The following is a 24061-nucleotide window of genomic DNA, read 5'->3' as shown; positions in this document are numbered from 1 at the left end:
GTGAGAGAAAGAAGGGTTACCGATGGAAAACAAACGAGTAAATAAGTTGCGTGAAGCCATGCGTGTTCATGAACTCACTGCAATGCTGATTACAAACCCGATTAACCGTCGTTATATGACGGGTTTTACAGGCTCGGCGGGATATGTGCTGATTACGGAACAGGATGCATATCTGCTGACTGATTTCCGTTATATGTCACAAGCGCCTCAACAAGCCAAAGGATTCACCGTTGTGGAGCATGGAGCCAAGCCGATGGATACAGTGCGTGAACTACTGGCATCCGCAAATATCAAAGAAGTGGGCTTCGAGCAGGATAGTGTCACATTTGGCACGCATTCCGCTTATGCTGAAGCACTTCAATCTATCGAACTGAAAGCTGTATCCGGGATCGTGGAACAACTTCGTATGTTCAAGGATGCAGATGAGATCGCGGTTATGCAGAGAGCAGCAGATCTGGCGGATGCCACGTTCAGCCACGTTTTGCAGTTTGCAAAACCAGGTATGACGGAGCGGGAAGTGGATCTGGAGATGGAGTTTTTCATGCGCAAGCATGGAGCAACGTCCTCTTCGTTTGACACCATTGTAGCATCGGGTGAACGTTCTGCTATGCCCCACGGTGTAGCGAGCAGCAAGGTCATCGGACAAAATGAGTTAATTACATTTGACTTTGGTGCACTTTTGGACGGATACTGTTCAGATCTGACACGTACCATTGCAACAGGTACACCTGTACCTGAACTGCGCAAAATTTATGACATTGTACTGGAAGCTCAGTTACATACGCTGGAGAACCTGAAACCGGGCATGACCGGACGGGAAGCAGATGCATTGGCTCGTGATATCATTGCAGGTCACGGATATGGAGATCAATTCGGACACAGCACAGGCCACGGTCTGGGTTTGGAAGTTCACGAAGCTCCTCGCTTGTCCAAGCTTAGCGACGATGTATTGAAACCGGGTATGGTTGTTACCGTTGAACCGGGTATATATATTGACGGGCTTGGCGGCGTGCGTATCGAGGATGACGTAGTGATTACCGAGACGGGTATTCATATTCTCACGAAGTCGGACAAGAAGTTCACCGTAATCGGCTAAATTACAGCCACAGGGATATAAGACGATTTTTAATATAAAGGTACAGGTTATTGCTGATTGTTTGTTATGGACCATTGCAAAAGTAGTGAAGGGAGCGGAATCGATTCTGAAGAAGCGAAGCGCTCGCCTTTGTCTCCTCATTTTAAACCTTATTAAAGTCTAGTCGGGAAAATGAGGAGACAACAGCGATCGGAGGAACGATCCGAACCCGTAACGGTCACGTCGCACATGGTCATCAATTCAGAATAAACCCACCTTTATATTAACCCATCGTCTTATATCACCTACTTTTTAACCATATCAGGAGGGATTTTTTGTGATTTCAGTAAACGATTTTAAAACAGGCTTGACCGTGCAAGTAGATAACGATATCTATACCGTGCTTGATTTCCAACACGTTAAACCAGGTAAAGGCGCTGCCTTTGTACGTTCCAAATTGAAAAACCTGCGTAACGGTAACACCGTTGAAAAAACATTCCGTGCAGGCGAAACCATTGGTCGTGCCATCATCGAAAACCGTGGCGTATCCTACCTGTATGCAAGCGGTACAGAGCACACGTTCATGGATAACGAAACATATGATCAGTTCACATTGACTAGTGATCAACTGGAATGGGAATTGAACTTCCTGAAAGAAAACATGGTCGTTAAGATCGTTAGCTACCAAGGTGAAATCCTCGGAATTGACTTGCCAACAAGCGTTGAGTTGAAAGTCATCGAGACTGAGCCAAGTGTTAAAGGTAACACTGCACAAGGCGCTACCAAAAATGCAAAAGTGGAAACAGGCTTGAACGTACAAGTTCCTTTGTTCATTAACGAAGGTGACGTTCTCCTGATTGACACACGTGAAGGTAAATACTCTTCCCGTGCGTAACTTTCACAGCTTGTAAGCTAAAAAAGGTTATTAACAACCCTTTGCCATTCCTTTGGCAGAGGGTTTTTTCGAAAAAAGATTAGCCTATCAGGCGCTTTCGTAATATACTGGGTTAAAGTCATTTCTCGTAGAGAATAATGACGATGGACATTAATTATGCATACTGCACAAGGTAGGGAGTGGATTTGCGTTGTCATTGTACGTCATGAAATTTGGGGGCAGCTCGGTCGGAGATACAGAACGCATGAAGCGTGTAGCCGGACGTGTTGTAGAAAAAGCTGATGAAGGACATCGGTGTGTAGTCGTGGTTTCGGCCATGGGGGATACAACAGATGATTTGATTGATCAGGCAAAACAACTGAATAGTGATCTGCCTGCTCGTGAGATGGATATGCTCTTAACAACAGGAGAACAGATTTCGATCTCGTTATTATCGATGGCTATTCAAGCGCTTGGACGTAAGGCAGTATCGTTTACGGGCTGGCAAGCGGGATTCCGCACAGAGCCGGTTCACGGAAAAGCACGTATTCATGATATTCAACCTGCCCGTGTGAATGCAGCACTTGCCGAGGGCAACATTGTTATTGTTGCAGGCTTCCAGGGTATGACGGAAGACGGCGAGATCACAACGCTGGGTCGTGGTGGTTCGGATACAACAGCTGTAGCGCTGGCGGCAGCCATTAAGGCTGATGCGTGTGAGATCTATACGGATGTAGACGGAATCTATTCTACGGACCCTCGGATCGTTAAGGTTGCGCGCAAGCTGAAGGAAATATCCTATGACGAAATGCTGGAACTTGCTAATTTGGGAGCAGCGGTGCTGCATCCGCGTGCAGTAGAGTACGCGAAGCATTCCGGTGTACCTTTAATTGTAAGATCTAGCTTTAACCATAATGAAGGAACGGTTGTGAAGGAGGAAGCAGCAATGGAACAAGGCGTAGTGGTTAGTGGTATTGCCTATGACAAAAATGTGGCTCGCATCAGTATTCTGGGTGTGCCGGATGTACCAGGAGTTCTGGCCGAAGTATTTGGTGCGCTTGCATCCAATCAGCTGGATGTGGACATTATCGTTCAGAGCGGTGTGATGGATGGCAAAGCGGACTTCTCGTTCTCTGTGGCGCTGTCTGATCGTGAGAACGCATTACGTGTCATTGAAGGCCTTCACAGCCGTTTGCCTTACCGTGAAGTCACATCAGAGGAGAACCTCGTTAAAATCTCCATTGTTGGCGCAGGCATGGTCAGTCATCCTGGTGTAGCTGCGAAGATGTTCAAAGTCATTTCCGCTGAAGGCGTGAGTATCAAGATGGTGAGCACTTCCGAGATCAAAGTATCTTGTGTTATTGACGGAGATAAGCTGCATGACGTCATTAAGGCATTGCATACAGCATATGATCTCGACACTGCCGAGCAAGCCGTTATCGGTGGACCTCAAGATCGCAGATAAGTATCTTCTGTGTATGTAAATTAGCAAAGGTGTACTGTTGCCAACGGGCAGCAGTACACCTTTTTTGTTGTTCTCATAGCAATTCTCACATCAACTTGAACATCTTTCCGCCGCGTATACCTCTATAAGGTTGCATGAGGTTCCCCTCCCCCATCTCGGGAACACAATCCAGCAAGTTTAATTGAGAACAATATGAAATATCATGAACCCTGCCTAACTTTTCAAGCCTACGCCCGCTAACAGATCCCTGCACCAGCTCCGGGATGCTCTCTTGACATTGGGATACCGCCTGATGAAGTACCATGCCGAGATCGTTTAGTTGGATGGGAGAACAGGATTGACGGTGCAGTTCGTCGATGATACATCCAGCACACAAGGCGTCCTCCAGTGCAAATTCATCCTGATTCCCCGCACATAACAGCAATACATCTCGTTGAAGTTGGCAGAGAACTGCTGCGACAGCCCTGACATTGAGAAATGATCCAGCTAGTACATGTTTCGCCCTGGAAGCTTTAATCAACGCTCGGGTTCCATCGGTTGTGGTCAGTATGATCGTTTTATTAGCAATGTCCTTAGTCATATATTCATAGGGGGAATTACCCACCTCGAATCCGGTGATTTTTTTGTCAAAACGCTCCCCGCCTCGTATGCAATCTTTCACTTCCATTTGTTTGGCTTGTGGAACGGTCTCTACGGCAATCACAGCCGAAGCGTCATACGCCAGAGCCGTAACAATTGTACTGGTCGTACACAATACATCAATGACAACTGCACTTCGCCCTGCAATATCAATAGTACGTACTTCATTCACATTGCCAACGACATCAACTCGCACTCCCCACAACTCCTTTCTTTATCTGGGGATCGGTAGTTCTGTTTTGAACCGAAATGGAACTTACCTATCTGCAATTACTATATGCATGCACATCTAGACGGGTGCCTAGAACAGAAGGTGCATCTATGGTTTCAACTCTCAACCGTATTCTGAAGAATTGATAGATTTCAGCGTCATAAATTAAATGTACAGGCATAAACTTGAGATATGAACAAGCGCCAGAAGTGTGAACCAAATGATCTCAAGGTTGGAGGAGCCTACTCATGAAGGTGAACTGGAGGGAACTTTTTCCGGAACCGATCCGAACCATTCTCGGAAGAATGCCACCCGCTCTATTGGAACAAGTGGAGGAAGTACGTATTCGAGAAGGCAGACCCCTGGAGATTAATGCAGGCAACACATACCACTTCCTGACACCTCAAGGTTGTCCGACCGGGAATCCTGAAGAAGCGTATGTTCCTCAGAAAGAAGTGACGCACAGGTTGCTGGACCTGATCAGTAACCATTCACTTTATACATTGGAAGAGGAACTGCGCAAAGGGTTCATCACCATACCTGGGGGACATCGAATCGGGCTTGCTGGACGAACGGTACTAAGCGGTGGGCGTGTCGAATACCTGCGTGACATCAACGGGTTTAACGTTCGGGTAGCCCGTGAAGTACATGGAGTAGCTGATCGTATTCTGCCTTATCTTCTCGATATGAAGAGCGGACAGGTCCTGCACACGTTGATCCTATCACCACCACAACAAGGGAAAACGACATTGCTGCGAGATCTGGCGAGACAAATTAGCAGTGGTACAAAGCTTACAGGGGGAACTGAACTAGTTCAGGGAATACGTCCACGTCTGAAAGTGGGCATTGTGGATGAAAGGTCCGAAATCGCTGGTAGCTACAAAGGAGTACCTGGCTTCGACGTAGGTCCCCGAACAGATGTGATGGACGGTTGTCCGAAGGCTGAGGGCATGATGATGATGCTTCGCTCCATGTCACCCGATGTCCTGATTGTGGACGAGATTGGTCGTCCGGAGGATGCCGAGGCGGTGATGGAAGCCCTGCATGCAGGAGTCTCAGTGATTGCGACTGCGCATGGCCGTGACCTATCAGAGCTGTCGGCCAGACCCGCCCTCAGAACCTTAATTACGGAGCAGATGTTTCAACGTTATGTCCAGCTGCAACGGACGAGCCGGGGCATGACCTTTCGGCTGGCTGATGGCAAAATGCGTGGGTTGCAGCAGACCGGGGCAGGAGGTGAAGCCTTTGGTTAACATGTTTGGTGCGGTAATTATTCTGTTAGCCAGCACCCTCGCCGGTTTTTACAAGGCCAGACAGTATGCATTAAGACCGAGGCAGTTGCGAGAACTCATTGCAGCCCTCCAGCGACTAATGACGGAGATTAACTATGGGCTCACTCCACTTCCTGATGCCATGGGCAAGATGGGAGCACAGACCAAAGAACCTGTAAAGACGCTGTTCCTTCATGCAGCTTCTCAGATGGAACCTCCTCATGGACTCACTGCCCGGGAAAGTCTGCAGTCAGGCGTGGATTTGGCGTGGGGAAGATCGGCCATGAAGGCTGACGAGAAGGAAGTGATGCTGCAATTAAGCTTCAGCCTTGGCACAAGTGACCGTCAGGATCAGACCAAACATATATCGTTAGCCATTCAACAACTAATGCATGAGGAATCCCGTGCCCAGGCCGATCAAATGAAATATGAACGAATGAGCCGAAGCCTCGGGATGCTTGTCGGAGCGTTAATCGTCATTCTGATCTTCTGAAATAGCCGGGATAGTGAGGTGCCAAGGTCATGAATCTAGAAGTGAACGCAATCTTTCAAATTGCGGGTATCGGAATCATCATCGCCATGATTCACACGGTACTGAAACAAATGGGAAAGGAAGATATGGCTCACTGGGTGACCGTAATCGGATTTGTCGTTGTATTGTTCATGGTGGTCCGTATGCTGGACAGCCTGCTACAAGAGATCAAATCGATATTTCTTTTTCAATGAAAAACGGTCATGAAGCCGGATGGTGGTGACCTGTGGAAATTATCCAAGTTGTAGGTTTGGCGCTCATCGCAACCGTGCTCATTCTGGTCATTAAGGAACAGAAACCGATGTTTGCCTTTCTGATTGCTGCCGCGACCGGCATTGTCATCTTCATGTTGTTGATTGGCAAAATCGGTGCAGTCATCGAAGTGTTGAAGCGGCTTGCCGAGAATTCAGGCATGGAAAGCATTTATCTGAAAACAGTGCTGAAAATTATTGGCATAGCGTACATCGCTGAATTTGGCGCACAGATTGTCAGGGATGCAGGTCAGGAGAGCATTGCGTCCAAAATCGAACTGGCTGGTAAGGTACTGATCCTTGTACTTGCTATACCGATCATCAGCATTATTATCGAAACCGTCATGAAGCTGATGCCGGTGTAGAAAGGGCGTGCGGACTCCATATGAAATCAATGCATCTTAAGCCGCAGTGGCGCCTTACGGTTGTGCTGATGCTCTGTTTTCTGTTTGGTATCCTGGGACAGGTTACTGCAACCTCGCCTTCCGGTGAGTGGATGGAGCAGCAGGCCGATCAGCTTCCCAAGGATCAGGTGGAGAAATACTGGGATCAACTGATGCAACAATACGGTGGTTTCTTCCCGGAGGGGAAGACCCCTTCCTTCATGGATATGTTAATCCCCGGCAATGAAGGGTTCAGCCTGAAATCGGTGTTTGTGGCGATCGGAACCTTCATGCTGCATGAAATTTTATATAATGGCAAACTTCTGGTCACGATTGTGATGTTAAGTGTACTCAGCATGATTCTGGAGACGCTTCAGACCGCATTTGAGAAAAATAATATTAGCAAAATCGCCTATTCCATCTGTTATATGGTCATCATCATCATTGCAATCAACAGCTTCAGTGTGGCGATTGGATACGCCAAGGATGCCATAACTGGCATGATCAACTTCATGATGGCCATGGTTCCGTTGTTATTCACACTGCTTGCGTCCATGGGTAATGTCATCACCGTCTCGGTGACACACCCACTCATCATTTTCATGATTCACCTGGTGAGTACTTTGATTCACTTGCTGGTATTCCCGTTACTCTTCTTCTCAGCTGTTCTGCATCTCGTCAGTTCATTGTCTGATAAGTACAAGCTGACACAGCTGGCAGACCTTCTGCGCAATATTAGTGTGGCACTGCTGGGTATCCTGCTGACGATGTTTTTGGGTGTAATCTCGGTACAGGGAGCATCGGGATCGGTAGCGGATGGAGTCAGCCTGAAGGCTGCCAAATACATCGCAGGCAACTTTGTCCCTGTCGTGGGCAGAACATTTGCGGATGCGACGGATACGGTAATTACAGCTTCTTTACTTGTCAAAAATGCAATTGGACTTACCGGAGTGATCATCATTTTGTTTCTATGTGCCTTTCCGGCACTCAAGATCCTGGCTCTTGCCTTGATATACAACGTAACTGGTGCCATTATGCAACCGCTTGGAGACACCCCGATTGTAGGATGCCTCCAGGCCATCGGCAAGAGTATGATCTACGTATTTGCGGCGCTCGCAGCCGTCGGGCTGATGTTTTTTCTGGCAATTACCATCTTGCTGACCGCGGGCAATCTGACTGTCATGATGCGCTGAATGTATGTTGGCAAGAAAGGGGGTGGAAAGGATGGGGTGGCTGAGCAACTGGCTCCAGGAATTGATTATGATCGTTCTGCTGGCGACTTTTGTGGATATGTTGTTGCCCAATCGATCCATGGAACGTTATGTCAAGCTTGTGCTGAGCCTTCTCATCCTGCTGACCCTTTTATCACCCATAACCAAGCTGCTCAAAAGTGATCCGGTTGGCGAACTGAAACGGGCAATGTCTGCAATGGATGCTCCATCGAATGGGAATGCGACACTCGAACAGATATTAGCTCAGGGCAAACGGCTGCAATCCAATGAACAGGAACAATCCTTACAATGGACAGCCAAAGAACTGGCTAATGTCATGAAAGGTCAGATTGAAGAAACAACAGGAGCCAAGGTGCGGTCCGTAGAGGTACAGCTGACCATGAGTAAATATGAAACGGAGATGGAAGCTGCCTCATCAGTCGAACTGCCTGTGATCCAGCGTGTCCTGGTCGAGATGGCCGCAGAGGGTGTAGAAGGAGAAGTGAAGGCAGGGCAGCAAGAAGTCGCTGCTAACACACAACCCATATTTGGAACAGACACAGAAGTCGAGAAGGATAAATCACATCAAATACAGCAGCCCATCCAGATCGGTCAGATTGAAGTGCCTGATGTACAGATTAATGTGAGTAGAGAGCAACGTGATGGAAATGAAGCGTCTTCCGAGCCTGTTACACGTGATCAAGCAGATGAGACTAAGCAGCAAGGTGAGACATCCACAAGGTCCGAACATGCGGTGCAGATTATTACATTGTTGACTGAGAAGTGGGATGTTGATGCAAACAACGTTCAAGTGACAGAACCCAAAAGTGCTGAAGTGCTCTGAGAAGGAGGGTGTCCGATGAAACAATGGTTCAAAAAGATGGAAACCTGGATGGGTGGGGGAGAGGGTGGGGCAAGGCGCAGTCAAACCTTCCGCTGGCTGATTATCCTGGGTTTGATCGGGGTGGGAATCATGCTGTTCAATTCCTTCGTCAATGTCAAAAAAATTGATTCCGAAAATATCGGTCGGGAACCACCGGACCCGGCAACATCCATGGCATCCATACAGAGTAATCCGTCGGAACAGAATCCTTTTCAGGCGATCGAAATTGCATTTGAAGACAAAATCAAAGGTGTGCTGGAAAACATTGTTGGTGTGGGAACGGTTGATGTGATGGTTACCGTGGATTCCACAGAAGAATTGGTCGTTCAGCGGAATGTGAAGGATTCTCAGCAACTTACCGAAGAAACCGATGCTAGCGGGGGCAAACGGCATATGACGCAATATACCCGTGATGGCGAGATTATTACGTACGAAATATCAGGGGATCAGACACCTATAGTGACCAAAAAGCTCAAACCGCAGATCCGCGGGGTGCTTGTAGTTGCGAGGGGTGCAGAGAACAAGGTTGTGAAGGACCTGATAACCGATGCTGTGGAAAAAGGACTGAATGTGGCAGCCTACCGGATCTCGGTTGTACCGCGCAAACAAGACTAATCTGATGTGTTGAATCACAAGATTCAATTCTCATAAGATTGAAGCCAATTTGAGGAGGAAGTTCTAATGAATAACAAACGTCAAACGGTATGGCTCGTTTCCATGCTGAGTCTGATGGTCATTTTGTCCGCGTATTATCTGTTCACTGAGGATTCCGGTCCAGTCAACGCGCCGGTGGCTGACAGTCAGCAAGTGGATGGAATCAAGCAAGGGGAAGCCAAGGAGACGGCAGGCATTCTTGATCCTACAGAAGGTTTGGTTATGAATGAAGTGGTGAATAGCGGCGAAGTTGAAAGTGATCCAAGTGCGGCTGGCGCTGTGGAAGAACCGGCGGCTACGGAAGGTAAAGAAGCTGGAAATACAGAGAAAACACCTGCTGTCGAACCAGGCGAGAATAAGGGTGAGGCAGGCAAGGAAACCAACAAAGAGACCGACAAAGGGGCAACAACTACACCAGAGACAGAGGGTCAGGCAGGCGGCACTGCAACCAAGACAGATGAGGAAGTCCTCAAGGAAATGGAAGAACAGAATACGACAGCATCTGCGAGCAGCCAGTTCCAGAACTACCAGTGGCAACGTGAGGAAAGTAACAATCGTAAGTATGAGGAACTGATGACCGTGGCAGGTGATCTGAGCAAAACGCCAGAAGAGAATGCCAAAGCAACGGAGCAACTCCGTACACTGGAAGAAAAAGAAGCTAAAATCACTGGCATTGAGGAGACGCTCTCTCAACAGTTCGCTAATGCGATCGTTCAAGAAGATGCCGACAAGTATAAAGTTGTGGTCCTCAGTGACAAACTGGATGTAAAACAGGCGGTATCCATTGTGGATCTGGTCATGAAAGAATTGGCGGTTTCACAGAACAAAATCAGCGTGCAATACGTCACTGAACAGTAATCCAAATCATGGAAATGCAGTCCCGGGAGCTGGTTGTACTCTCGGGCTCTTTCCATTTTTAATGATTATGATATAATACATAAAGCCATATGACCGTCCTAGTGAGACTGGCATGATGCCGAAGGAGTGAATAATGGAAATGTTTAAATTGAGTGAAATCAAAGAACTGATTAAACTGGTAGATGAAAGTTCCGTTCAAGAGTTGGAAATTGAAAATGAAGGATCACGGTTATCAATCCGCAAACCGGGCAAAACGGAGTATGTTCAAGCAGCTGCTGTGCAACCGCAAATGATTGCTGCTCCGCAAGTACAGCCGGCAGCAGTGGTAAGTGAAGCTGCACCGCAGGTCGATACTACAAGTCATTTACATAAAATTGTATCTCCGATGGTAGGTACTTTTTACAGAGCTTCCTCGCCGGAAGCGGGTCCTTTTGTGAGCGCTGGTGATAAAGTTGTTGAGAAAACAACGGTATGTATCATCGAAGCTATGAAGCTGATGAACGAGCTTGATGCGGACATCAAGGGAGAAATCGTTGAAGTGCTGGTTGAGAACGGACAGCTGGTCGAGTATGGGCAGCCCCTTTTCCTGGTGAAACCGGAATAACCGTTATAGCTGGTAAACAGCTAACCGCATGAGCTTCGAAGGAGGACAAAACGAAATGAAATTTCAAAAAATACTGATTGCGAACCGTGGAGAGATTGCGGTACGTATTATTCGTGCCTGCCGTGAAATCGGTATCTCAACGGTAGCCGTCTACTCGGAAGCGGACAAGGATTCTCTGCATGTTCGTCTTGCAGATGAGGCTTATTGTATCGGACCGACACTGTCTAAGGACAGTTACCTCAACTTCACAAATCTGATGAGTGTAGCTACGCTGACGGAATGTGATGCAATCCATCCTGGATACGGTTTTTTGGCGGAGAATGCTGATTTTGCGGAAATTTGTGAGTCTTGCAATATTACGTTTATTGGACCTTCTCCTGAAGCCATCACCAAAATGGGTGACAAAGCTGTTGCCAAACAGACGATGAAAGATGCAGGAGTACCTGTTATTCCTGGATCAGACGGCCTTGTTGAAAATATGGATGAAGCCATCATGATTGCTAGAGATATCGGATATCCTATTATTATCAAAGCTACTGCTGGTGGCGGAGGTAAGGGAATTCGTATTGCCGAAGATGAAGAAACGCTGATTAAGCAGATTACCGCTGCTCAGCAGGAAGCACAAAAGGCATTTGGCAATGCAGGTGTATATCTGGAGAAATTCCTGACAGGCATGAAACACGTGGAAATTCAGATCATTGCTGATAAACACGGAAATGCGGCACATCTGGGAGAGCGTGATTGCTCGGTTCAGCGTCGTCGCCAGAAATTGGTAGAGGAAGCGCCGTGTCCGATTCTCTCCGAAGATGTGCGTACATTGATGGGTGAAGCTGCGGTACGGGCTGCCCTTGCTGTGGATTACTCGGGAGCGGGTACATTGGAGTTCCTGCTCAGCCCGAACGGCGAGTTCTATTTCATGGAGATGAATACGCGTATTCAGGTAGAGCACCCGGTAACTGAGATGGTTACTGGCGTGGATCTGATCCGTGAGATGATCTCGGTAGCTGAAGGCAACCCACTTTCATTCCGTCAGGAAGACGTGGTTATCAATGGCTGGTCCATTGAATGTCGTATCAATGCGGAAGATCCGGACCGTAACTTTATGCCATCACCAGGCAAAATCGGATTCTACCTTGCACCGGGAGGACCTGGTGTTCGTGTAGATAGTGCTGCTTATCCGGGTTATACCATTTCACCTTTCTATGACTCCATGATCGCAAAATTGATCGTGTGGGGAGCGAATCGTGAAGAGGCGATTGCCAAGATGAAACGTGCGCTTGGGGAATTTGCGATTGAAGGCATATCCACAACTATTCCTTTCCATCAGAAATTGCTGGAGCACCCAACGTTCATTCGTGGTGACTTTGATATCAAATTTCTTGAGGAAAACGAGATTTAAAAGGTATATTGGGCTTGTTTGTCATAATGTAGCCCAAATGATATAGTATGAATAATAAGAGCGCATGTCTCCTGCAAAGGATAAGCCCGCACCTCGCGGATGTTTGCAGGAGTTCCGGTAAAGCCGGACCGGAAGGGTTCTGAAGGTTGATTAACCTGAGTCCAGCGCCCTGACGGATGGCCGCAAACTTATCTCGCGAAAGGTGTGTTGAACAGTTATGAGTACACTACCGACTGAATTTGAACGAACGGATATCGGTGAAATCCAGATCGCACCTGAAGTTATTGAAGTGATTGCTGGATTGGCGACCCTTGAAGTGAAAGGTGTTGCAGGCATGAGTGGCGGATTCGCTGGCGGATTTGCTGAATTGCTTGGTCGCAAAAACCTTTCCAAAGGCGTTAAAGTTGAAGTGGGCCAACGTGAAGCGGCAGTTGATGTTTCCGTAATTATCGAGTACGGATACCGTCTGCCACAAGTAGCTACGGAGATTCAACAGAACGTGAAACGTTCCATCGAGAACATGACAGGATTGAATGTGAATGAAGTGAATGTGCACATTCATGACGTTCAGTTCAAGAGCACCGAGAAAGTGGAAGAGATCGACCTGAACAGTCAGCGCGTAAAATAAAAGAAGACAGATTCCCCCGGCATCATCTGCCGGGGGTTATCCCGTCTTGGACAGGTCTTCATTATAGCGAAAGCTAGATGAGGATCTGATTTTTTGCTAGTGAACTGGTTAAGTAATGTTAGTGAGCAAGGGAGGCTGTGCAGTTCGTGGCTAAAATACTGGATCGGCTTCTGTTGTTTATATACAGCATAAGCGTTGGAGCAATATCGGCAGCCGTCATTCTTCTGATTAGCGGTGTGCTGCCTTACGAATTGAATTACCAGCAGGAACAAAACGTTATTGTTGCGTCGGTTATTGCAGCAGCGATTTTGTTTATCCTGAGTTTGCGATTTTTCTACATCTCGGTTCGGCGTGAGCGTGCATCGTTGCCATCTGTAGATCAACGTACTGAGTTTGGTGATGTACAGATTTCGATGGAGACGATTGAGAATCTCTGTTTGAAGGCAACTTCCCGTTTCCGGGGAGTACGTGATGTCAAGGCACGCATACGTGTGGTTGAGTCAGGACTGGAGATTATGATCCGTGCAGTAGTGGATGGTGAGACACCTATTCCTGCGCTGACTTCTGATCTGCAAAAGGCGATACATGATCATGTACAAGAGATTACGGGCATCCCGGTTTCTTTTGTCACGGTGTATATCGCTAATGTAACCCAGTCGCCTAACTACAAGAGTCGAGTGGAATGAGGTGAGTTTCACTGATGCTGTGGAAAGAGATTTGGGATAGTCACAGAGGCCGAATTACCGGAATTATCGGCGGCATCTTTTTTGGATTTCTTTATGTATGGATCGGTTTTTGGGATATGTTGTTCTTTGCACTCTTGGTGTTCATCGGTTATACGTTAGGCAGACGAAGCGATTCGAAGCTGGGTTCGTCCATTCCCTGGAGGGAGTGGGGACAATGGCTTGGCGATCGCTGGCGTCCGTTTAAGTGACCTACCTGAACCCTGCAATATGTTTCTTCCGAAAATAGAGCTGTAGTTTAGGTTGCCCGTTTTTTGGAGGAAACGTATTGCAGGTTTTTTTGTGAAAAGGGATAACAATAACAATACCATGGAAGCCATTGATTCAACCTATACTGGATTTGATGAGATGGATGCATGGATTATAAAATAAGCATGATGACGCTCCAGACGGAGCGCTGCAGGAGGCAGGACATGAAAAGACGTTTGGCAAGGGAAATTGCAGTACAAAGTCTGTATCAGATGGAAATGAATGAGGTGGGTGCAGCAGAAGCTGTAAACATGTTGATCAATGAAGCTGCAGAAGATAATGAAACCGAAGTAGTTATCCGCGATGCAGATGTAATGCGTACTTATGTTACTGAGATTGTACAAGGAGCCTGGAACAATAAGGAAGCAATTGACGGTCTGCTTGTGGATTATTTGAAAGGTTGGCAGATTAGCCGTCTGTCACGTGTAGATCGCCAGATTCTACGACTGTCTACGTATGAAATGGTGTTTCGTGATGACATTCCGGCAAAGGTATCGGTCAATGAAGCAATTGAACTGTCCAAATATTTTGGTACAGAAGAATCCGGCAAATTCGTCAATGGCGTACTTGGACGCATGATTCAGGAAGTTGACGCGATTAAAGCAAAATTATCTTAAGTTATGATTAACTATGGAGCATGTTCAAAAGGACCGGTTTTCAGTATCCTTCGTAATCAAAAGCGGTTTTTTTGAACAACCTCTAAATTTATATTCACATAAGGGAGAGAGAGTACAATGACAGCATCTATTATTAACGGTAAAGAAGTATCCCAAGAGATCCGCGCAAGCATGACAACAGAAGTAAAACAGCTTAGCGAACAGGGGGTAGTACCTGGTCTGGCTGTTGTGCTCGTCGGGGAAGATCCGGCATCCCAAGTATATGTGCGTAATAAAGAAAAAGCATGTCACGACCTCGGTTTCTACTCCGAAGTGCATCGCTTGGATGCAGATACGTCCCAAGAAGATCTGCTTGCGCTGGTGGACAAGCTGAACAATCAACAATCCATTAACGGAATTTTGGTTCAACTCCCACTACCGAAGCATATCGAAGAGAAAGCGGTCATTGACGCGATTGCCGTGGATAAAGACGTAGACGGGTTCCATCCAGTCAATGTTGGTAATCTTGTTATAGGAGACGATAGTCTGCTTCCATGTACCCCAGCGGGTGTAATTGAACTGATCAAACGTACTGGGTTGGAAATGTCCGGTAAACATGCGGTGGTCATTGGAAGAAGCAACATCGTTGGTAAACCGGTATCGCTTTTACTGCAACGTGAGAATGCAACAGTAACCATGTGTCATTCCCGTACAGCAAACATGAAAGAAATTACACGTCAGGCGGATATTTTGGTTGTAGCCATCGGTCGTGCAAACTTTGTGGATGCTGATTTTGTGAAACCAGGTGCTGTTGTTATTGATGTCGGCATGAACCGTTTGGAGAATGGCAAACTGGCAGGAGACGTTGATTTCGAGAGTGTGAAAGAAGTTTCTGGTCCAATTACACCCGTTCCAGGTGGTGTTGGTCCGATGACAATCACAATGCTAATGCAAAATACATTGATCGCTGCCAAGCGCGCTCACGGATTGGCCTAGGGTTTTGTCTGTGGCAGATCAAAAGATCTACTCCATCAAAGACCTGAACCGATACATCCGGATGAAACTGGAATCGGATCAGGTCCTGTCGGACGTCTGGCTGCGCGGGGAGATTTCGAATTTCACACATCACTCCAGCGGCCATATGTATTTTACATTGAAGGACAAGGACAGCCGGATCAAGTCCATTATGTTTGCGTCCCATAACCAGCGATTACCCTTTGTACCGAAGGAGGGTGCAAGGGTTATTGCCCGTGGTAATGTCTCGGTGTATGAACGGGATGGGCAGTATCAATTCTACGCTACCCATATGCAACCGGACGGAATTGGAAGTCTGTATCTGGCTTACGAACAGCTGAAGAAAAAGCTTGAGGATGAAGGGTTATTTTCACCTTCGCGAAAAAGACAGATCCCTCGTTATCCACAGACCATCGGGGTTGTAACTTCACCGACGGGAGCGGCGGTGCGAGACATCATGATCACACTCCAGCGCAGATACCCTTCTGCCAAAGTTGTTTTATATCCGGTTCTGGTTCAAGGGAAGGGTGCAGCACCTTCCATTGTCAAAGCGATTGGCAACCTGAACCGGATGGGAGAAGCCGATGTACTTATCGTTGGACGCGGAGGCGGTTCACTGGAGGAGTTGTGGGCCTTTAATGAGGAGATTGTGGCAAGAGCAATAGTTGCTTCGGATATTCCTGTCATTTCTGCGGTTGGGCACGAAACGGACTTCACTATTGCTGATTTTGCAGCCGATTTGCGTGCGGCTACACCTACAGCAGCTGCTGAATTAGCTGTACCTAATCGAGCTGAGTTGCTTGATCAGATCGGACAACGTCAGCGCCAGTTACAGCACAGCTTACGTCAGCGTGCTGTACATAATCGTGAACGGCTCGCAAGATTACAGCGTTCGCCAGTGCTGGTTCATCCAAGACGTACCTTGATGCAGCACACGGAACGACTGGATATGATGCATCAACGGCTTTTGAGAACAGTGGATACGCGTATGAAATGGACAGGAGAGAAGCAGGAGCGTCTGCGGGCAGCACTGCAACGATTCAATCCTCGTGAGCAGGTCAATGCAGCACGCCGTGAGAATGCGGCAGCACGCAGACAACTGGAACTTGCGATCAGGTCTATAACCAGATCGAAGCAGCAGCAGTGGAAATCATCTGTGCGGCATCTGGATGCGCTTAGCCCGCTTAAAGTCATGTCACGGGGATACAGCCTTGTCTATGACGAGCAAGAACAGCGATTGATCAAGTCGATGAAGGATGTACAGCCTGGAGATTCAATTAAGATTAAATTAACAGACGGACAGCTGGACTGTCAGGTTTGGGGAATGAAGGAGGACGACAATGCCCATGGCGAATGAACCGGAATTGAATTTTGAAGAGGCAATGGCGGCATTGGAAGACATCGTAGGTCAGCTGGAACATGGTGATGTTCCGTTGGAACAGGCCATCGATCTGTTTCAACGCGGGATGAAACTTTCGCAACTTTGCGGTCTGAAGCTGGAACAAGTGGAACGCAAGATCGAGATGATCGTAGAAGAAGATGGAGAGCTTCGCAAGAAGCCTTTCGGAACTGCTGACGATGAGAGCGGTGAAGTCCATGAGTAATCGTCCTTCGTTTCAAGCATATCTCGAAGAGGTCACAGCTGAGGTGACAGAAGCGTTGAAACACACGCTTCCCGATCACTGGGATGTACCCCAATCGTTGACGGATGCGATGCAGTACTCACTCATGGCCGGAGGCAAACGCCTTCGTCCTCTTCTGGTCGTTGCTGCGGCGGAAGCCTTCGGTGCACAGCGTACAGCTGCAATGCCGGTAGCCTGCGCCGTGGAGATGGTTCATACGTATTCACTGATCCACGACGACCTGCCTGCTATGGATAATGATGATTACCGCAGGGGAAAATTAACGAATCATAAGGTATATGGTGAAGCAACAGCTATATTGGCGGGCGATGCGTTGCTAACTCATGCTTTTTATAGCATTGTTCAAGCTGGACGCCGTAGTGGTGTGGCGGCAGATGCGTTGCTGTCCATCGTAGAGGACATGTCCGAACTTGCTGGAGCAAGAGGGATGGTCGGCGGCCAAGTTGCGGATATGGAAGGCGAACAAGGCATGACTGATCTTTCACAGCTCGAATATATTCATTTGCACAAAACAGGTGACCTGATTGTTTTCTCACTCATTGCTGGAGCACGAATTGGTGGAGCAACGGAAGGACAATTGGAAGCCTTACGTGTGTTTGGCCGTGATCTGGGGCTGGCGTTCCAGATTCAGGATGATATTCTCGACCTGACGGGTGACGAGCAGAAGATGGGCAAGAAAACACAGAGCGATGTGAATCAGCAGAAGGTAACATATCCTTATTTTATTGGCATGGAGGCTTCTGTAGAGGAAGTGAAATCCCTTACCCAATCTGCAAAAGATGCACTTGAAAGAGCCGAGTTACCTGATTCATCCAGATTGCTGGAAATTGCCGATTATCTGATGAGTCGTGACCATTAGATTCTGACGGAGCGGTCTGTTTCAAAATCTATGTAACCGTGTAATGAATGTAATGTCCTTTTTCCGAGTAGATGGAAAGAGCTGTCCCGAGTGGATGCGTGAATACATATGGAGAAGAATTTTAAATAACTTGCTGGCGAGAATGCTCGTTATCGGGAGTATAGTGCAGTAAATTATGATTCTTGTTCTTTTATGTTATAATGATTTAATGTCATTTGATTCATAATGTATATATCGATTTACAACAATAACTAAACAATCTAGGAAAGCGGGGAGATTCTCGTGCTGCTTCCACAAATTAAACAACCCAGTGATCTAAAGTCGATGTCTCAGGATGATCTTGCCCTTTTGTCGGCAGAGATCCGGCAGTTTCTGATTGAGAAACTGTCTGTTACAGGTGGGCATCTCGCACCCAACTTAGGCGTGGTTGAGCTCACGGTAGCCCTGCATTACTGCTATAACAGTCCAGCAGACAAAATGATTTTTGATGTAGGGCATCAGGCGTATGTGCATAAAGTCCTGACAGGGCGTATGGATCGCTTTGATACATTGCGTCAACATAACGGCCTGTGCGGGTTTGTCAAACGCAACGAAAGTGAACATGATGTATGGGAAGCTGGACACAGCAGTACTTCATTGTCCGCTGCGATGGGGATGGCCCTTGCACGTGATCTGAAGGGTGAGAACAACCAAGTTATCGCGATGATTGGTGATGGAGCGCTTACAGGTGGTATGGCTTTTGAGGCCCTTAATCATATCGGTCATGAGCAGAGAAAACTGATGGTTATTCTGAATGATAATGAAATGTCCATTGCTCCAAACGTTGGGGCCATGCATAAATATTTGAGCAAGATTCGTTCGGATCGTCATTATCTGAAAGCGAAAGATGATGTCGAGGGGATGCTTAAAAAAATTCCTGCTATTGGGGACCGTTTGGCCAAATCGGCAAGCTGGATCAAAGATAGTGTCAAATATATGATGGTACCAGGTGTTCTTTTCGAAGAACTGGGCTTCACGTATTTGGGACCGATTGATGGGCACGATATTCCCAAATTGATTGAAACCTTCAAACAGGCAGATAACGTTGATGGTCCTGTGCTCGTTCACGTGCTCACGACCAAAGGCAAAGGTTATCAGCCAGCAGAAGCAGATTCGCACAAGTGGCACGGGATTTCTCCGTACAAAATTGAATCTGGGCAAGTGCTGAAGGCAGTTGGAAAACCGATGTACACGGAAGTGTTTGGTCAAACGTTAATTGATCTTGCGAAGCAGGATAAGCGGGTCGTAGCGGTAACGCCCGCAATGCCTACAGGATCAGGTCTCATTCCTTTTAGTAAGGAATTTCCTGACCGCATGATTGACGTAGGGATCGCAGAACAGCATGCGGCAACCATGTGTGCTGCACTGGCTATGGAAGGCTTGAAGCCGGTCTTTGCCGTTTATTCTACGTTTATGCAACGTGCATATGATCAGATCGTACATGATATTTGCCGACATAACGCTAACGTGATGTTTGCCATTGACCGTGCCGGGTTTGTTGGTCCGGATGGGGAAACACATCAAGGGGTATATGATGTGGCATTTATGCGCCATATTCCAAATATCGTTCTGATGATGCCAAAAGACGAAAATGAATTGCGTCACATGATGAAAACGGCGCTTGATTATAATGAAGGTCCAATTGCTTACCGTTATCCGCGAAACAATGTGGTTGGTGTACCTCTGGATGATGTGCTTGTTCCGATTCCGATCGGATCATGGGAGCAACTGCGTCCATCCGAAGGATATGCTGTCATCGCTTCAGGATCGATGGTGCAGCTTGCAGAAGAAGCAGCAGAGATGGTGAAGAGGGAAGGGATTACAGCAGGCGTAATCAACGCTCGCTTCCTCAAACCTCTTGATGAGCAAATGTTGCGTGATTTAGCTGTTCGAGGCACCAAATTGATTGTACTTGAAGAAACATCCCAAGCTGGCAGCATGGGTAGTGCAGTGCTGGAGTTTTATGCAGAACAGGGACTACATGATGTTCATGTACAATTGATGGGGATTCCGGATCGCTTCATCGAGCATGGCAGTATTAAGGAACAACGTGAGGAAGTGGGTCTTACCGTTGAAAATGTATGTGCTGAACTGCGCAAGATGGCTGTTCAATCATCTTACGGCATACCCAAAACACGTTTTCCTTCGTAAATTTACATGATAGGAGACAGACATGTCACTCCCGAAAGAACGAATTGATGTTCTGCTGGTTGAGCAGGGCTATTATGAAAGTCGTGAGAAGGCAAAAGCTGCAATCATGGCTGGACTGGTATATGCCAATAATGAGCCGATCGAAAAGGCGGGCATGAAAATTCCAAGGGAAGCCGAGCTGAAAGTTAAAGGCTCGGTACATCCCTACGTCGGCAGAGGCGGATTGAAGCTCGAAAAAGCGATCCGTCATTTCGGCCTTGATATGAATGGACTTGTCATGCTCGACATTGGTTCATCCACCGGTGGATTTACGGATTGTGCACTTCAGCATGGCGCATCTCACGTCTACGCTATTGATGTGGGGTATAATCAGCTCGACTGGTCTTTGCGTAATGATGAGCGGGTTACTGTTATGGAACGAACTAATTTTCGCTATGTGACTCCTGAAGATCTGGCGGGACCCGTGCCTAACTTTGCGAGCATTGATGTGTCGTTCATTTCACTGCGAATCATATTGCCGCCACTTCTGGCTCTTTTGAAACAACCTGCAGATATCGTTGCATTGATTAAACCTCAATTTGAGGCAGGGCGTGAAAAAGTAGGCAAGTCCGGTGTGGTACGTGATACGAAGGTACACAAGGATGTATTGCAGACGATGCTTCATTTTGCCAGTCAACTTGGTTTGCATCTGCGGAGTTTAACTTTTTCACCGATAACCGGTGGAGAAGGTAATATCGAATTTCTCGCACATTGGCGTCTGGAAGCACCAGAGGCAACACAACCAGAGATCGATCCAGCTTCACTTGACGCACTTGCAGAGCAAGTTGCGAAGGAAGCAGCTCATACATTTAAGGGAAACTCATCATAAGATGGGTTTCTTTTCGCTGGAAAGGTGATTGACGTAAAGGGAAATCGTTACTGAACCTCGAATATGTCTTCGAGGTGAGCGATAATGGATGGTCAATATGACACAATCTTTATAGGTGTACTTGCTGTCTGTTTGATCTTGTGGCTGTTCTTTGGCTTGCGTAATTGGGTGAACCGACCGACGCAGGTAAGCTTGTCTGGAATGCAGCTAAACATGAAGATTCAGGATTCCCCGGCCTTGGATTTGCTTGAAGCACAGGGTTACGAAGTCATCGGTGGCAAAATGAAAGTCCCTCTGGCTTTTGAGGCCAATGAATCCGTTTATTACAGCAGATTATTTATTGATTATGTTGCAGAACGTGAGGATCTCAGATACCTCGTGAAAACGTCTCGTCGCAGACAGCCAATTGAAATGACCGGCCCTGCGCTAAGGGATCGCTTCCTCAATTATCTGTTGTTATATCCTGGCTGTGAAGGATTGCTGTATGTTGACGTGGAGGATTCCGATATTAAGTTAATCAGGCTCATGGACTATCAGGAAGATGTGTATGATGGGGATGATCTGGACTAATATAAAAGAATGAACATTGCAGGGCAAAGTCTGCGGCGAATTACAAATGCTGCTTTATTGCAATACATCTAACTGGAGGCATGTATGAAAGGACAAAGGCACATCAAGATTCGTGAAATCATTAGTCAAAATGAAATTGAGACCCAGGATGATCTGGTTGAAGCACTACGCAAATCAGGTTTTCAGGTGACTCAGGCGACGGTATCCCGGGATATCAAGGAACTTCTGTTAATCAAGATTCCGATGGATGACGGAAGATACAAATACTCTTTGCCAACAGATCAACGATATAACCCGATTCAAAAGTTGAAGCGTGCACTTGTTGACAACTTCTTGCACATTGATCACACAAACAATCTGGTTGTGATGAAATGTTTGCCAGGAACAGCCAACTCCATTGCAGCTTTACTTGATAATATTGAGTGGAATGAAGTCATGGGGACGATCTGTGGAGATGATACCATTCTGATTATCTGCCGGACTGAAGGTAACAGCGTGACCGTTATTGAACGCATCATGGGTTACATTTCCTAATCAATGGTTCAAAAACATAATTTCTGAGTTAGTCATCCGGAGGTGTTTTTGCAGATGTTAGTTACGTTATCAATTCGAAATCTGGCTGTGGTGGAAGAAGTGGACGTTGTATTCCATCCGGGATTCCATGTACTTTCAGGGGAAACGGGTGCAGGAAAGTCGATTATTATAGATGCACTTGGCTTAATTGCTGGTGGACGAAGTTCAGCGGATCTGATCCGTTACGGTTGTGACAAGGCAGAGATGGAAGCCTTGTTCGAGATGGAGCAGAGTCATCCGGTATGGCAGACTTTGGAGAAGCTGGGTATCCATTGTGAGCCTGAAGAGCATCTGGTCATTCGACGTGAACTGAATACACAGGGGAAGAGTACATCCCGCATTAATGGTCAATTGGTCAATCTCACCATGCTGCGGGAAGTAGGCGAGAAGCTGATCAATATTCATGGACAACATGAACATCAGAGTTTGCTGCGTGCAGAGAGCCATCTGGGGCTTCTCGATACTTATGGCTCGGAAGTCATCGGACCTGTCAAAGCGAAGTATCAAGAGCGTTACAGCAAGTTTATCACGGCGGAAAAGGAACTGCGTGCGCTTCAGGAGTCCAGTCAGCGGGCATATCAACTCTTGGACATGTATCGCTTTCAGCTTGAGGAGATCGCAGCTGCAAGCCTTACACGAGGCGAGGATGAATTACTCGGGGAAGAACGGGTCAAACTATCCCATAGTGAGAAAATGATGGACAGTGTTGCTGGTGCATATGATCTGCTCAGTGGTCAACGCGGACTTGAAGCTGTGAGCATTGCCCTTTCAAGGATTGAAGACATTTCTGGATATGATAACAAAGGACTGCAACCAATCGTAGAACAGCTTCAATCCGCATTTTATCAATTGGAAGATGCGACATTTCAGTTAAGGGATTACCGGGAGAAGATTGAATTTAATCCGGCAAGGCTGGAAGAAGTGGAGCAAAGGCTGAATCTGATTTCTGGACTCAGACGGAAATACGGGGACAGTGTTGAAGTTATTCTGAGTTATTATGAGCAGATTAGCCATGAAAGCGACCAACTGGAGAACAAGGACGAACGGCTGGAGAAATTGCGAGCTGAACGTGACAAAATGCTTAACCTTGTGATGGAGTCTGCTGAAGAACTCAGCAAGGTTCGCAAACAATGTGCCGAGGAACTTGCTGCACAGGTGGAAAGCGAGCTCAAGGATCTGCAAATGGAGCGGACTACACTGCGTGTTCAGATTACTCCTTTCGAAGATCCGAAGGGCATTGAATGGAATGGACGCCGTATTCGTCTGAATCGTCAGGGTGCGGACAATGCGGAATTCCTGATCTCACCGAACCCGGGCGAGCCATTACGACCACTTGGCAAGATTGCTTCAGGTGGTGAGTTGTCGAGAATGATGCTGGCGATGAAGAGTATCTTTGCGCGACATGACCGGATACCTGTGTTGATTTTTGATGAAGTTGATACAGGAGTTAGCGGTAGAGCAGCTCAATCCATTGCGGAAAAACTGTTCCGCTTGTCTTCGACTTGTCAGGTTTTCTCAATAACGCACTTACCACAAGTGGCTTGTATGGCAGATCATCAGTATCTCATTGAGAAACATGTCTACGATGGACGGACGATGACGCAGGTGGAATCGCTGTCAGACGAAGGCAGAGTGAAGGAATTGGCACGTATGTTGGGCGGTGTGGAAATTACAGAAAAAACACTGCATCACGCACAGGAAATGCTGAATTTGGCGGAAGCCAAAAAAGGGTGAAACGGACGGCTGGCGTAATGATTGACAGTAATAAAAGCCTGGGGGCGAGGTTATCTTAAAGGTACGCAATTGGCGACCACCTTT

Annotated in this window: 27 protein-coding genes; 26 read left to right on the top strand and 1 reads right to left on the bottom strand. The window is 47.1% G+C overall.

The annotated features are described in order from the left end of the window. Positions 1-22 precede the first annotated feature (22 nt). The 3 genes from MKY92_RS19585 (at position 23) to MKY92_RS19575 (ending at position 3414) form a co-directional block, all read left to right on the top strand. Positions 23-1096 carry a Xaa-Pro peptidase family protein gene (locus MKY92_RS19585; RefSeq protein ID WP_339297352.1) on the top strand — a complete coding sequence of 358 codons (1074 nt, stop codon included), beginning with the start codon at positions 23-25 and terminating at the stop codon, positions 1094-1096. Between the two features lie 316 nt (positions 1097-1412). Next, positions 1413-1970 carry an elongation factor P gene (gene efp, locus MKY92_RS19580; RefSeq protein ID WP_017687580.1) on the top strand — a complete coding sequence of 186 codons (558 nt, stop codon included), beginning with the start codon at positions 1413-1415 and terminating at the stop codon, positions 1968-1970. A 190-nt stretch (positions 1971-2160) separates the two neighbouring features. After that, positions 2161-3414, top strand: coding sequence for an aspartate kinase (locus MKY92_RS19575; protein WP_237174542.1), 1254 nt, complete (start codon positions 2161-2163; stop codon positions 3412-3414). Positions 3415-3499: 85 nt separating this feature from the next. Here MKY92_RS19575 and MKY92_RS19570 read toward each other — a convergent pair whose 3' ends face one another. Next, positions 3500-4249: a 2-phosphosulfolactate phosphatase gene (locus MKY92_RS19570; protein WP_339297351.1), complete on the bottom strand. Its 750-nt coding sequence runs from the start codon at positions 4247-4249 to the stop codon at positions 3500-3502. A 263-nt stretch (positions 4250-4512) separates the two neighbouring features. Between MKY92_RS19570 and spoIIIAA the strand changes: the two genes are divergently transcribed. The 23 genes from spoIIIAA (at position 4513) to recN (ending at position 23977) form a co-directional block, all read left to right on the top strand. Then, positions 4513-5517: a stage III sporulation protein AA gene (gene spoIIIAA / locus MKY92_RS19565; protein ID WP_036674989.1), complete on the top strand. Its 1005-nt coding sequence runs from the start codon at positions 4513-4515 to the stop codon at positions 5515-5517. Further along, positions 5510-6028 carry a stage III sporulation protein SpoIIIAB gene (gene spoIIIAB, locus MKY92_RS19560; protein WP_221822136.1) on the top strand — a complete coding sequence of 173 codons (519 nt, stop codon included), beginning with the start codon at positions 5510-5512 and terminating at the stop codon, positions 6026-6028. Before spoIIIAA ends, spoIIIAB begins: the two co-directional genes overlap by 8 nt. Before the next feature lie 29 nt (positions 6029-6057). Continuing rightward, a complete protein-coding gene (gene spoIIIAC / locus MKY92_RS19555) occupies positions 6058-6261 on the top strand; it encodes a stage III sporulation protein AC (protein ID WP_017687585.1) in 204 nt (67 codons plus the stop codon). A gap of 32 nt (positions 6262-6293) precedes the next feature. Continuing rightward, the gene (gene spoIIIAD, locus MKY92_RS19550) at positions 6294-6683 is read left to right on the top strand and encodes a stage III sporulation protein AD (protein ID WP_017687586.1); all 390 of its coding nucleotides are present in this window, start codon (positions 6294-6296) and stop codon (positions 6681-6683) included. Between the two features lie 20 nt (positions 6684-6703). Next, on the top strand, positions 6704-7894 hold the full coding sequence (spoIIIAE, locus tag MKY92_RS19545; protein ID WP_339297350.1) for a stage III sporulation protein AE: 1191 nt from the start codon (positions 6704-6706) through the stop codon (positions 7892-7894). A gap of 31 nt (positions 7895-7925) precedes the next feature. Next, the gene (gene spoIIIAF / locus MKY92_RS19540; RefSeq protein WP_339297349.1) at positions 7926-8756 is read left to right on the top strand and encodes a stage III sporulation protein AF; all 831 of its coding nucleotides are present in this window, start codon (positions 7926-7928) and stop codon (positions 8754-8756) included. A gap of 15 nt (positions 8757-8771) precedes the next feature. After that, positions 8772-9410: a stage III sporulation protein AG gene (gene spoIIIAG, locus MKY92_RS19535; RefSeq protein ID WP_339297348.1), complete on the top strand. Its 639-nt coding sequence runs from the start codon at positions 8772-8774 to the stop codon at positions 9408-9410. 66 nt (positions 9411-9476) lie between these two features. Beyond that, complete coding sequence (locus tag MKY92_RS19530; RefSeq protein WP_339297347.1) at positions 9477-10307, top strand: SpoIIIAH-like family protein; 831 nt, start codon at positions 9477-9479, stop codon at positions 10305-10307. A gap of 139 nt (positions 10308-10446) precedes the next feature. After that, the gene (gene accB / locus MKY92_RS19525; protein ID WP_036614903.1) at positions 10447-10911 is read left to right on the top strand and encodes an acetyl-CoA carboxylase biotin carboxyl carrier protein; all 465 of its coding nucleotides are present in this window, start codon (positions 10447-10449) and stop codon (positions 10909-10911) included. A gap of 55 nt (positions 10912-10966) precedes the next feature. Then, positions 10967-12310, top strand: coding sequence for an acetyl-CoA carboxylase biotin carboxylase subunit (gene accC, locus MKY92_RS19520; protein WP_036614375.1), 1344 nt, complete (start codon positions 10967-10969; stop codon positions 12308-12310). A 217-nt stretch (positions 12311-12527) separates the two neighbouring features. Beyond that, complete coding sequence (locus MKY92_RS19515; protein ID WP_017687593.1) at positions 12528-12938, top strand: Asp23/Gls24 family envelope stress response protein; 411 nt, start codon at positions 12528-12530, stop codon at positions 12936-12938. 146 nt (positions 12939-13084) lie between these two features. Then, a complete protein-coding gene (gene amaP, locus MKY92_RS19510) occupies positions 13085-13624 on the top strand; it encodes an alkaline shock response membrane anchor protein AmaP (protein WP_017687594.1) in 540 nt (179 codons plus the stop codon). A gap of 14 nt (positions 13625-13638) precedes the next feature. Next, on the top strand, positions 13639-13872 hold the full coding sequence (locus MKY92_RS19505; RefSeq protein WP_017687595.1) for a DUF2273 domain-containing protein: 234 nt from the start codon (positions 13639-13641) through the stop codon (positions 13870-13872). A 222-nt stretch (positions 13873-14094) separates the two neighbouring features. Next, positions 14095-14547 (top strand): transcription antitermination factor NusB, encoded by a 453-nt coding sequence (nusB, locus tag MKY92_RS19500; RefSeq protein WP_017687596.1) that lies wholly within the window; start codon positions 14095-14097, stop codon positions 14545-14547. 117 nt (positions 14548-14664) lie between these two features. Continuing rightward, positions 14665-15522 carry a bifunctional methylenetetrahydrofolate dehydrogenase/methenyltetrahydrofolate cyclohydrolase FolD gene (folD, locus tag MKY92_RS19495; RefSeq protein WP_017687597.1) on the top strand — a complete coding sequence of 286 codons (858 nt, stop codon included), beginning with the start codon at positions 14665-14667 and terminating at the stop codon, positions 15520-15522. Positions 15523-15532: 10 nt separating this feature from the next. Further along, positions 15533-16897 carry an exodeoxyribonuclease VII large subunit gene (gene xseA, locus MKY92_RS19490; protein WP_339297346.1) on the top strand — a complete coding sequence of 455 codons (1365 nt, stop codon included), beginning with the start codon at positions 15533-15535 and terminating at the stop codon, positions 16895-16897. Then, positions 16887-17144, top strand: a complete 258-nt coding sequence (gene xseB, locus MKY92_RS19485) for an exodeoxyribonuclease VII small subunit (RefSeq protein WP_017687599.1) — start codon at positions 16887-16889, stop codon at positions 17142-17144. The genes xseA and xseB overlap by 11 nt, the downstream gene beginning before the upstream one ends. Beyond that, positions 17119-18042, top strand: a complete 924-nt coding sequence (locus tag MKY92_RS19480) for a polyprenyl synthetase family protein (protein ID WP_339297345.1) — start codon at positions 17119-17121, stop codon at positions 18040-18042. The genes xseB and MKY92_RS19480 overlap by 26 nt, the downstream gene beginning before the upstream one ends. 282 nt (positions 18043-18324) lie before the next feature. After that, entirely contained in the window at positions 18325-20232 is a 1908-nt protein-coding gene (gene dxs / locus MKY92_RS19475) for a 1-deoxy-D-xylulose-5-phosphate synthase (protein WP_339297344.1), read from the top strand. A 22-nt stretch (positions 20233-20254) separates the two neighbouring features. Next, the gene (locus MKY92_RS19470) at positions 20255-21100 is read left to right on the top strand and encodes a TlyA family RNA methyltransferase (protein ID WP_339297343.1); all 846 of its coding nucleotides are present in this window, start codon (positions 20255-20257) and stop codon (positions 21098-21100) included. An 84-nt stretch (positions 21101-21184) separates the two neighbouring features. Further along, the gene (locus tag MKY92_RS19465) at positions 21185-21670 is read left to right on the top strand and encodes a hypothetical protein (protein WP_339297342.1); all 486 of its coding nucleotides are present in this window, start codon (positions 21185-21187) and stop codon (positions 21668-21670) included. An 84-nt stretch (positions 21671-21754) separates the two neighbouring features. Next, positions 21755-22204, top strand: coding sequence for a transcriptional regulator ArgR (gene argR / locus MKY92_RS19460; RefSeq protein WP_145322615.1), 450 nt, complete (start codon positions 21755-21757; stop codon positions 22202-22204). Positions 22205-22258: 54 nt separating this feature from the next. After that, complete coding sequence (recN, locus tag MKY92_RS19455) at positions 22259-23977, top strand: DNA repair protein RecN (protein ID WP_339297341.1); 1719 nt, start codon at positions 22259-22261, stop codon at positions 23975-23977. Positions 23978-24061 lie beyond the last annotated feature (84 nt).

This window comes from Paenibacillus sp. FSL R5-0623, assembly GCF_037974265.1.
Taxonomy (GTDB): Bacteria; Bacillota; Bacilli; order Paenibacillales; family Paenibacillaceae; genus Paenibacillus.
The sequence above is the reverse complement of the archived record's forward strand: the minus strand, read 5'-3'. Positions and strand labels throughout refer to the sequence as shown.

Excerpts from the sequence above, each read along its gene's own strand:
- MKY92_RS19585 (WP_339297352.1), top strand. The coding sequence starts at position 23 with ATGGAAAACAAACGAGTAAATAAGTTGCGTGAAGCCATGCGTGTTCAT.
- spoIIIAA (WP_036674989.1), top strand. The coding sequence starts at position 4,513 with ATGAAGGTGAACTGGAGGGAACTTTTTCCGGAACCGATCCGAACCATT.
- spoIIIAC (WP_017687585.1), top strand. The coding sequence starts at position 6,058 with ATGAATCTAGAAGTGAACGCAATCTTTCAAATTGCGGGTATCGGAATC.
- spoIIIAE (WP_339297350.1), top strand. The coding sequence starts at position 6,704 with ATGAAATCAATGCATCTTAAGCCGCAGTGGCGCCTTACGGTTGTGCTG.
- spoIIIAF (WP_339297349.1), top strand. The coding sequence starts at position 7,926 with ATGGGGTGGCTGAGCAACTGGCTCCAGGAATTGATTATGATCGTTCTG.
- spoIIIAG (WP_339297348.1), top strand. The coding sequence starts at position 8,772 with ATGAAACAATGGTTCAAAAAGATGGAAACCTGGATGGGTGGGGGAGAG.
- MKY92_RS19530 (WP_339297347.1), top strand. The coding sequence starts at position 9,477 with ATGAATAACAAACGTCAAACGGTATGGCTCGTTTCCATGCTGAGTCTG.
- accB (WP_036614903.1), top strand. The coding sequence starts at position 10,447 with ATGTTTAAATTGAGTGAAATCAAAGAACTGATTAAACTGGTAGATGAA.
- accC (WP_036614375.1), top strand. The coding sequence starts at position 10,967 with ATGAAATTTCAAAAAATACTGATTGCGAACCGTGGAGAGATTGCGGTA.
- MKY92_RS19515 (WP_017687593.1), top strand. The coding sequence starts at position 12,528 with ATGAGTACACTACCGACTGAATTTGAACGAACGGATATCGGTGAAATC.
- MKY92_RS19505 (WP_017687595.1), top strand. The coding sequence starts at position 13,639 with ATGCTGTGGAAAGAGATTTGGGATAGTCACAGAGGCCGAATTACCGGA.
- nusB (WP_017687596.1), top strand. The coding sequence starts at position 14,095 with ATGAAAAGACGTTTGGCAAGGGAAATTGCAGTACAAAGTCTGTATCAG.
- folD (WP_017687597.1), top strand. The coding sequence starts at position 14,665 with ATGACAGCATCTATTATTAACGGTAAAGAAGTATCCCAAGAGATCCGC.
- xseB (WP_017687599.1), top strand. The coding sequence starts at position 16,887 with ATGGCGAATGAACCGGAATTGAATTTTGAAGAGGCAATGGCGGCATTG.
- MKY92_RS19480 (WP_339297345.1), top strand. The coding sequence starts at position 17,119 with ATGAGAGCGGTGAAGTCCATGAGTAATCGTCCTTCGTTTCAAGCATAT.
- MKY92_RS19470 (WP_339297343.1), top strand. The coding sequence starts at position 20,255 with ATGTCACTCCCGAAAGAACGAATTGATGTTCTGCTGGTTGAGCAGGGC.
- MKY92_RS19465 (WP_339297342.1), top strand. The coding sequence starts at position 21,185 with ATGGATGGTCAATATGACACAATCTTTATAGGTGTACTTGCTGTCTGT.
- argR (WP_145322615.1), top strand. The coding sequence starts at position 21,755 with ATGAAAGGACAAAGGCACATCAAGATTCGTGAAATCATTAGTCAAAAT.
- recN (WP_339297341.1), top strand. The coding sequence starts at position 22,259 with ATGTTAGTTACGTTATCAATTCGAAATCTGGCTGTGGTGGAAGAAGTG.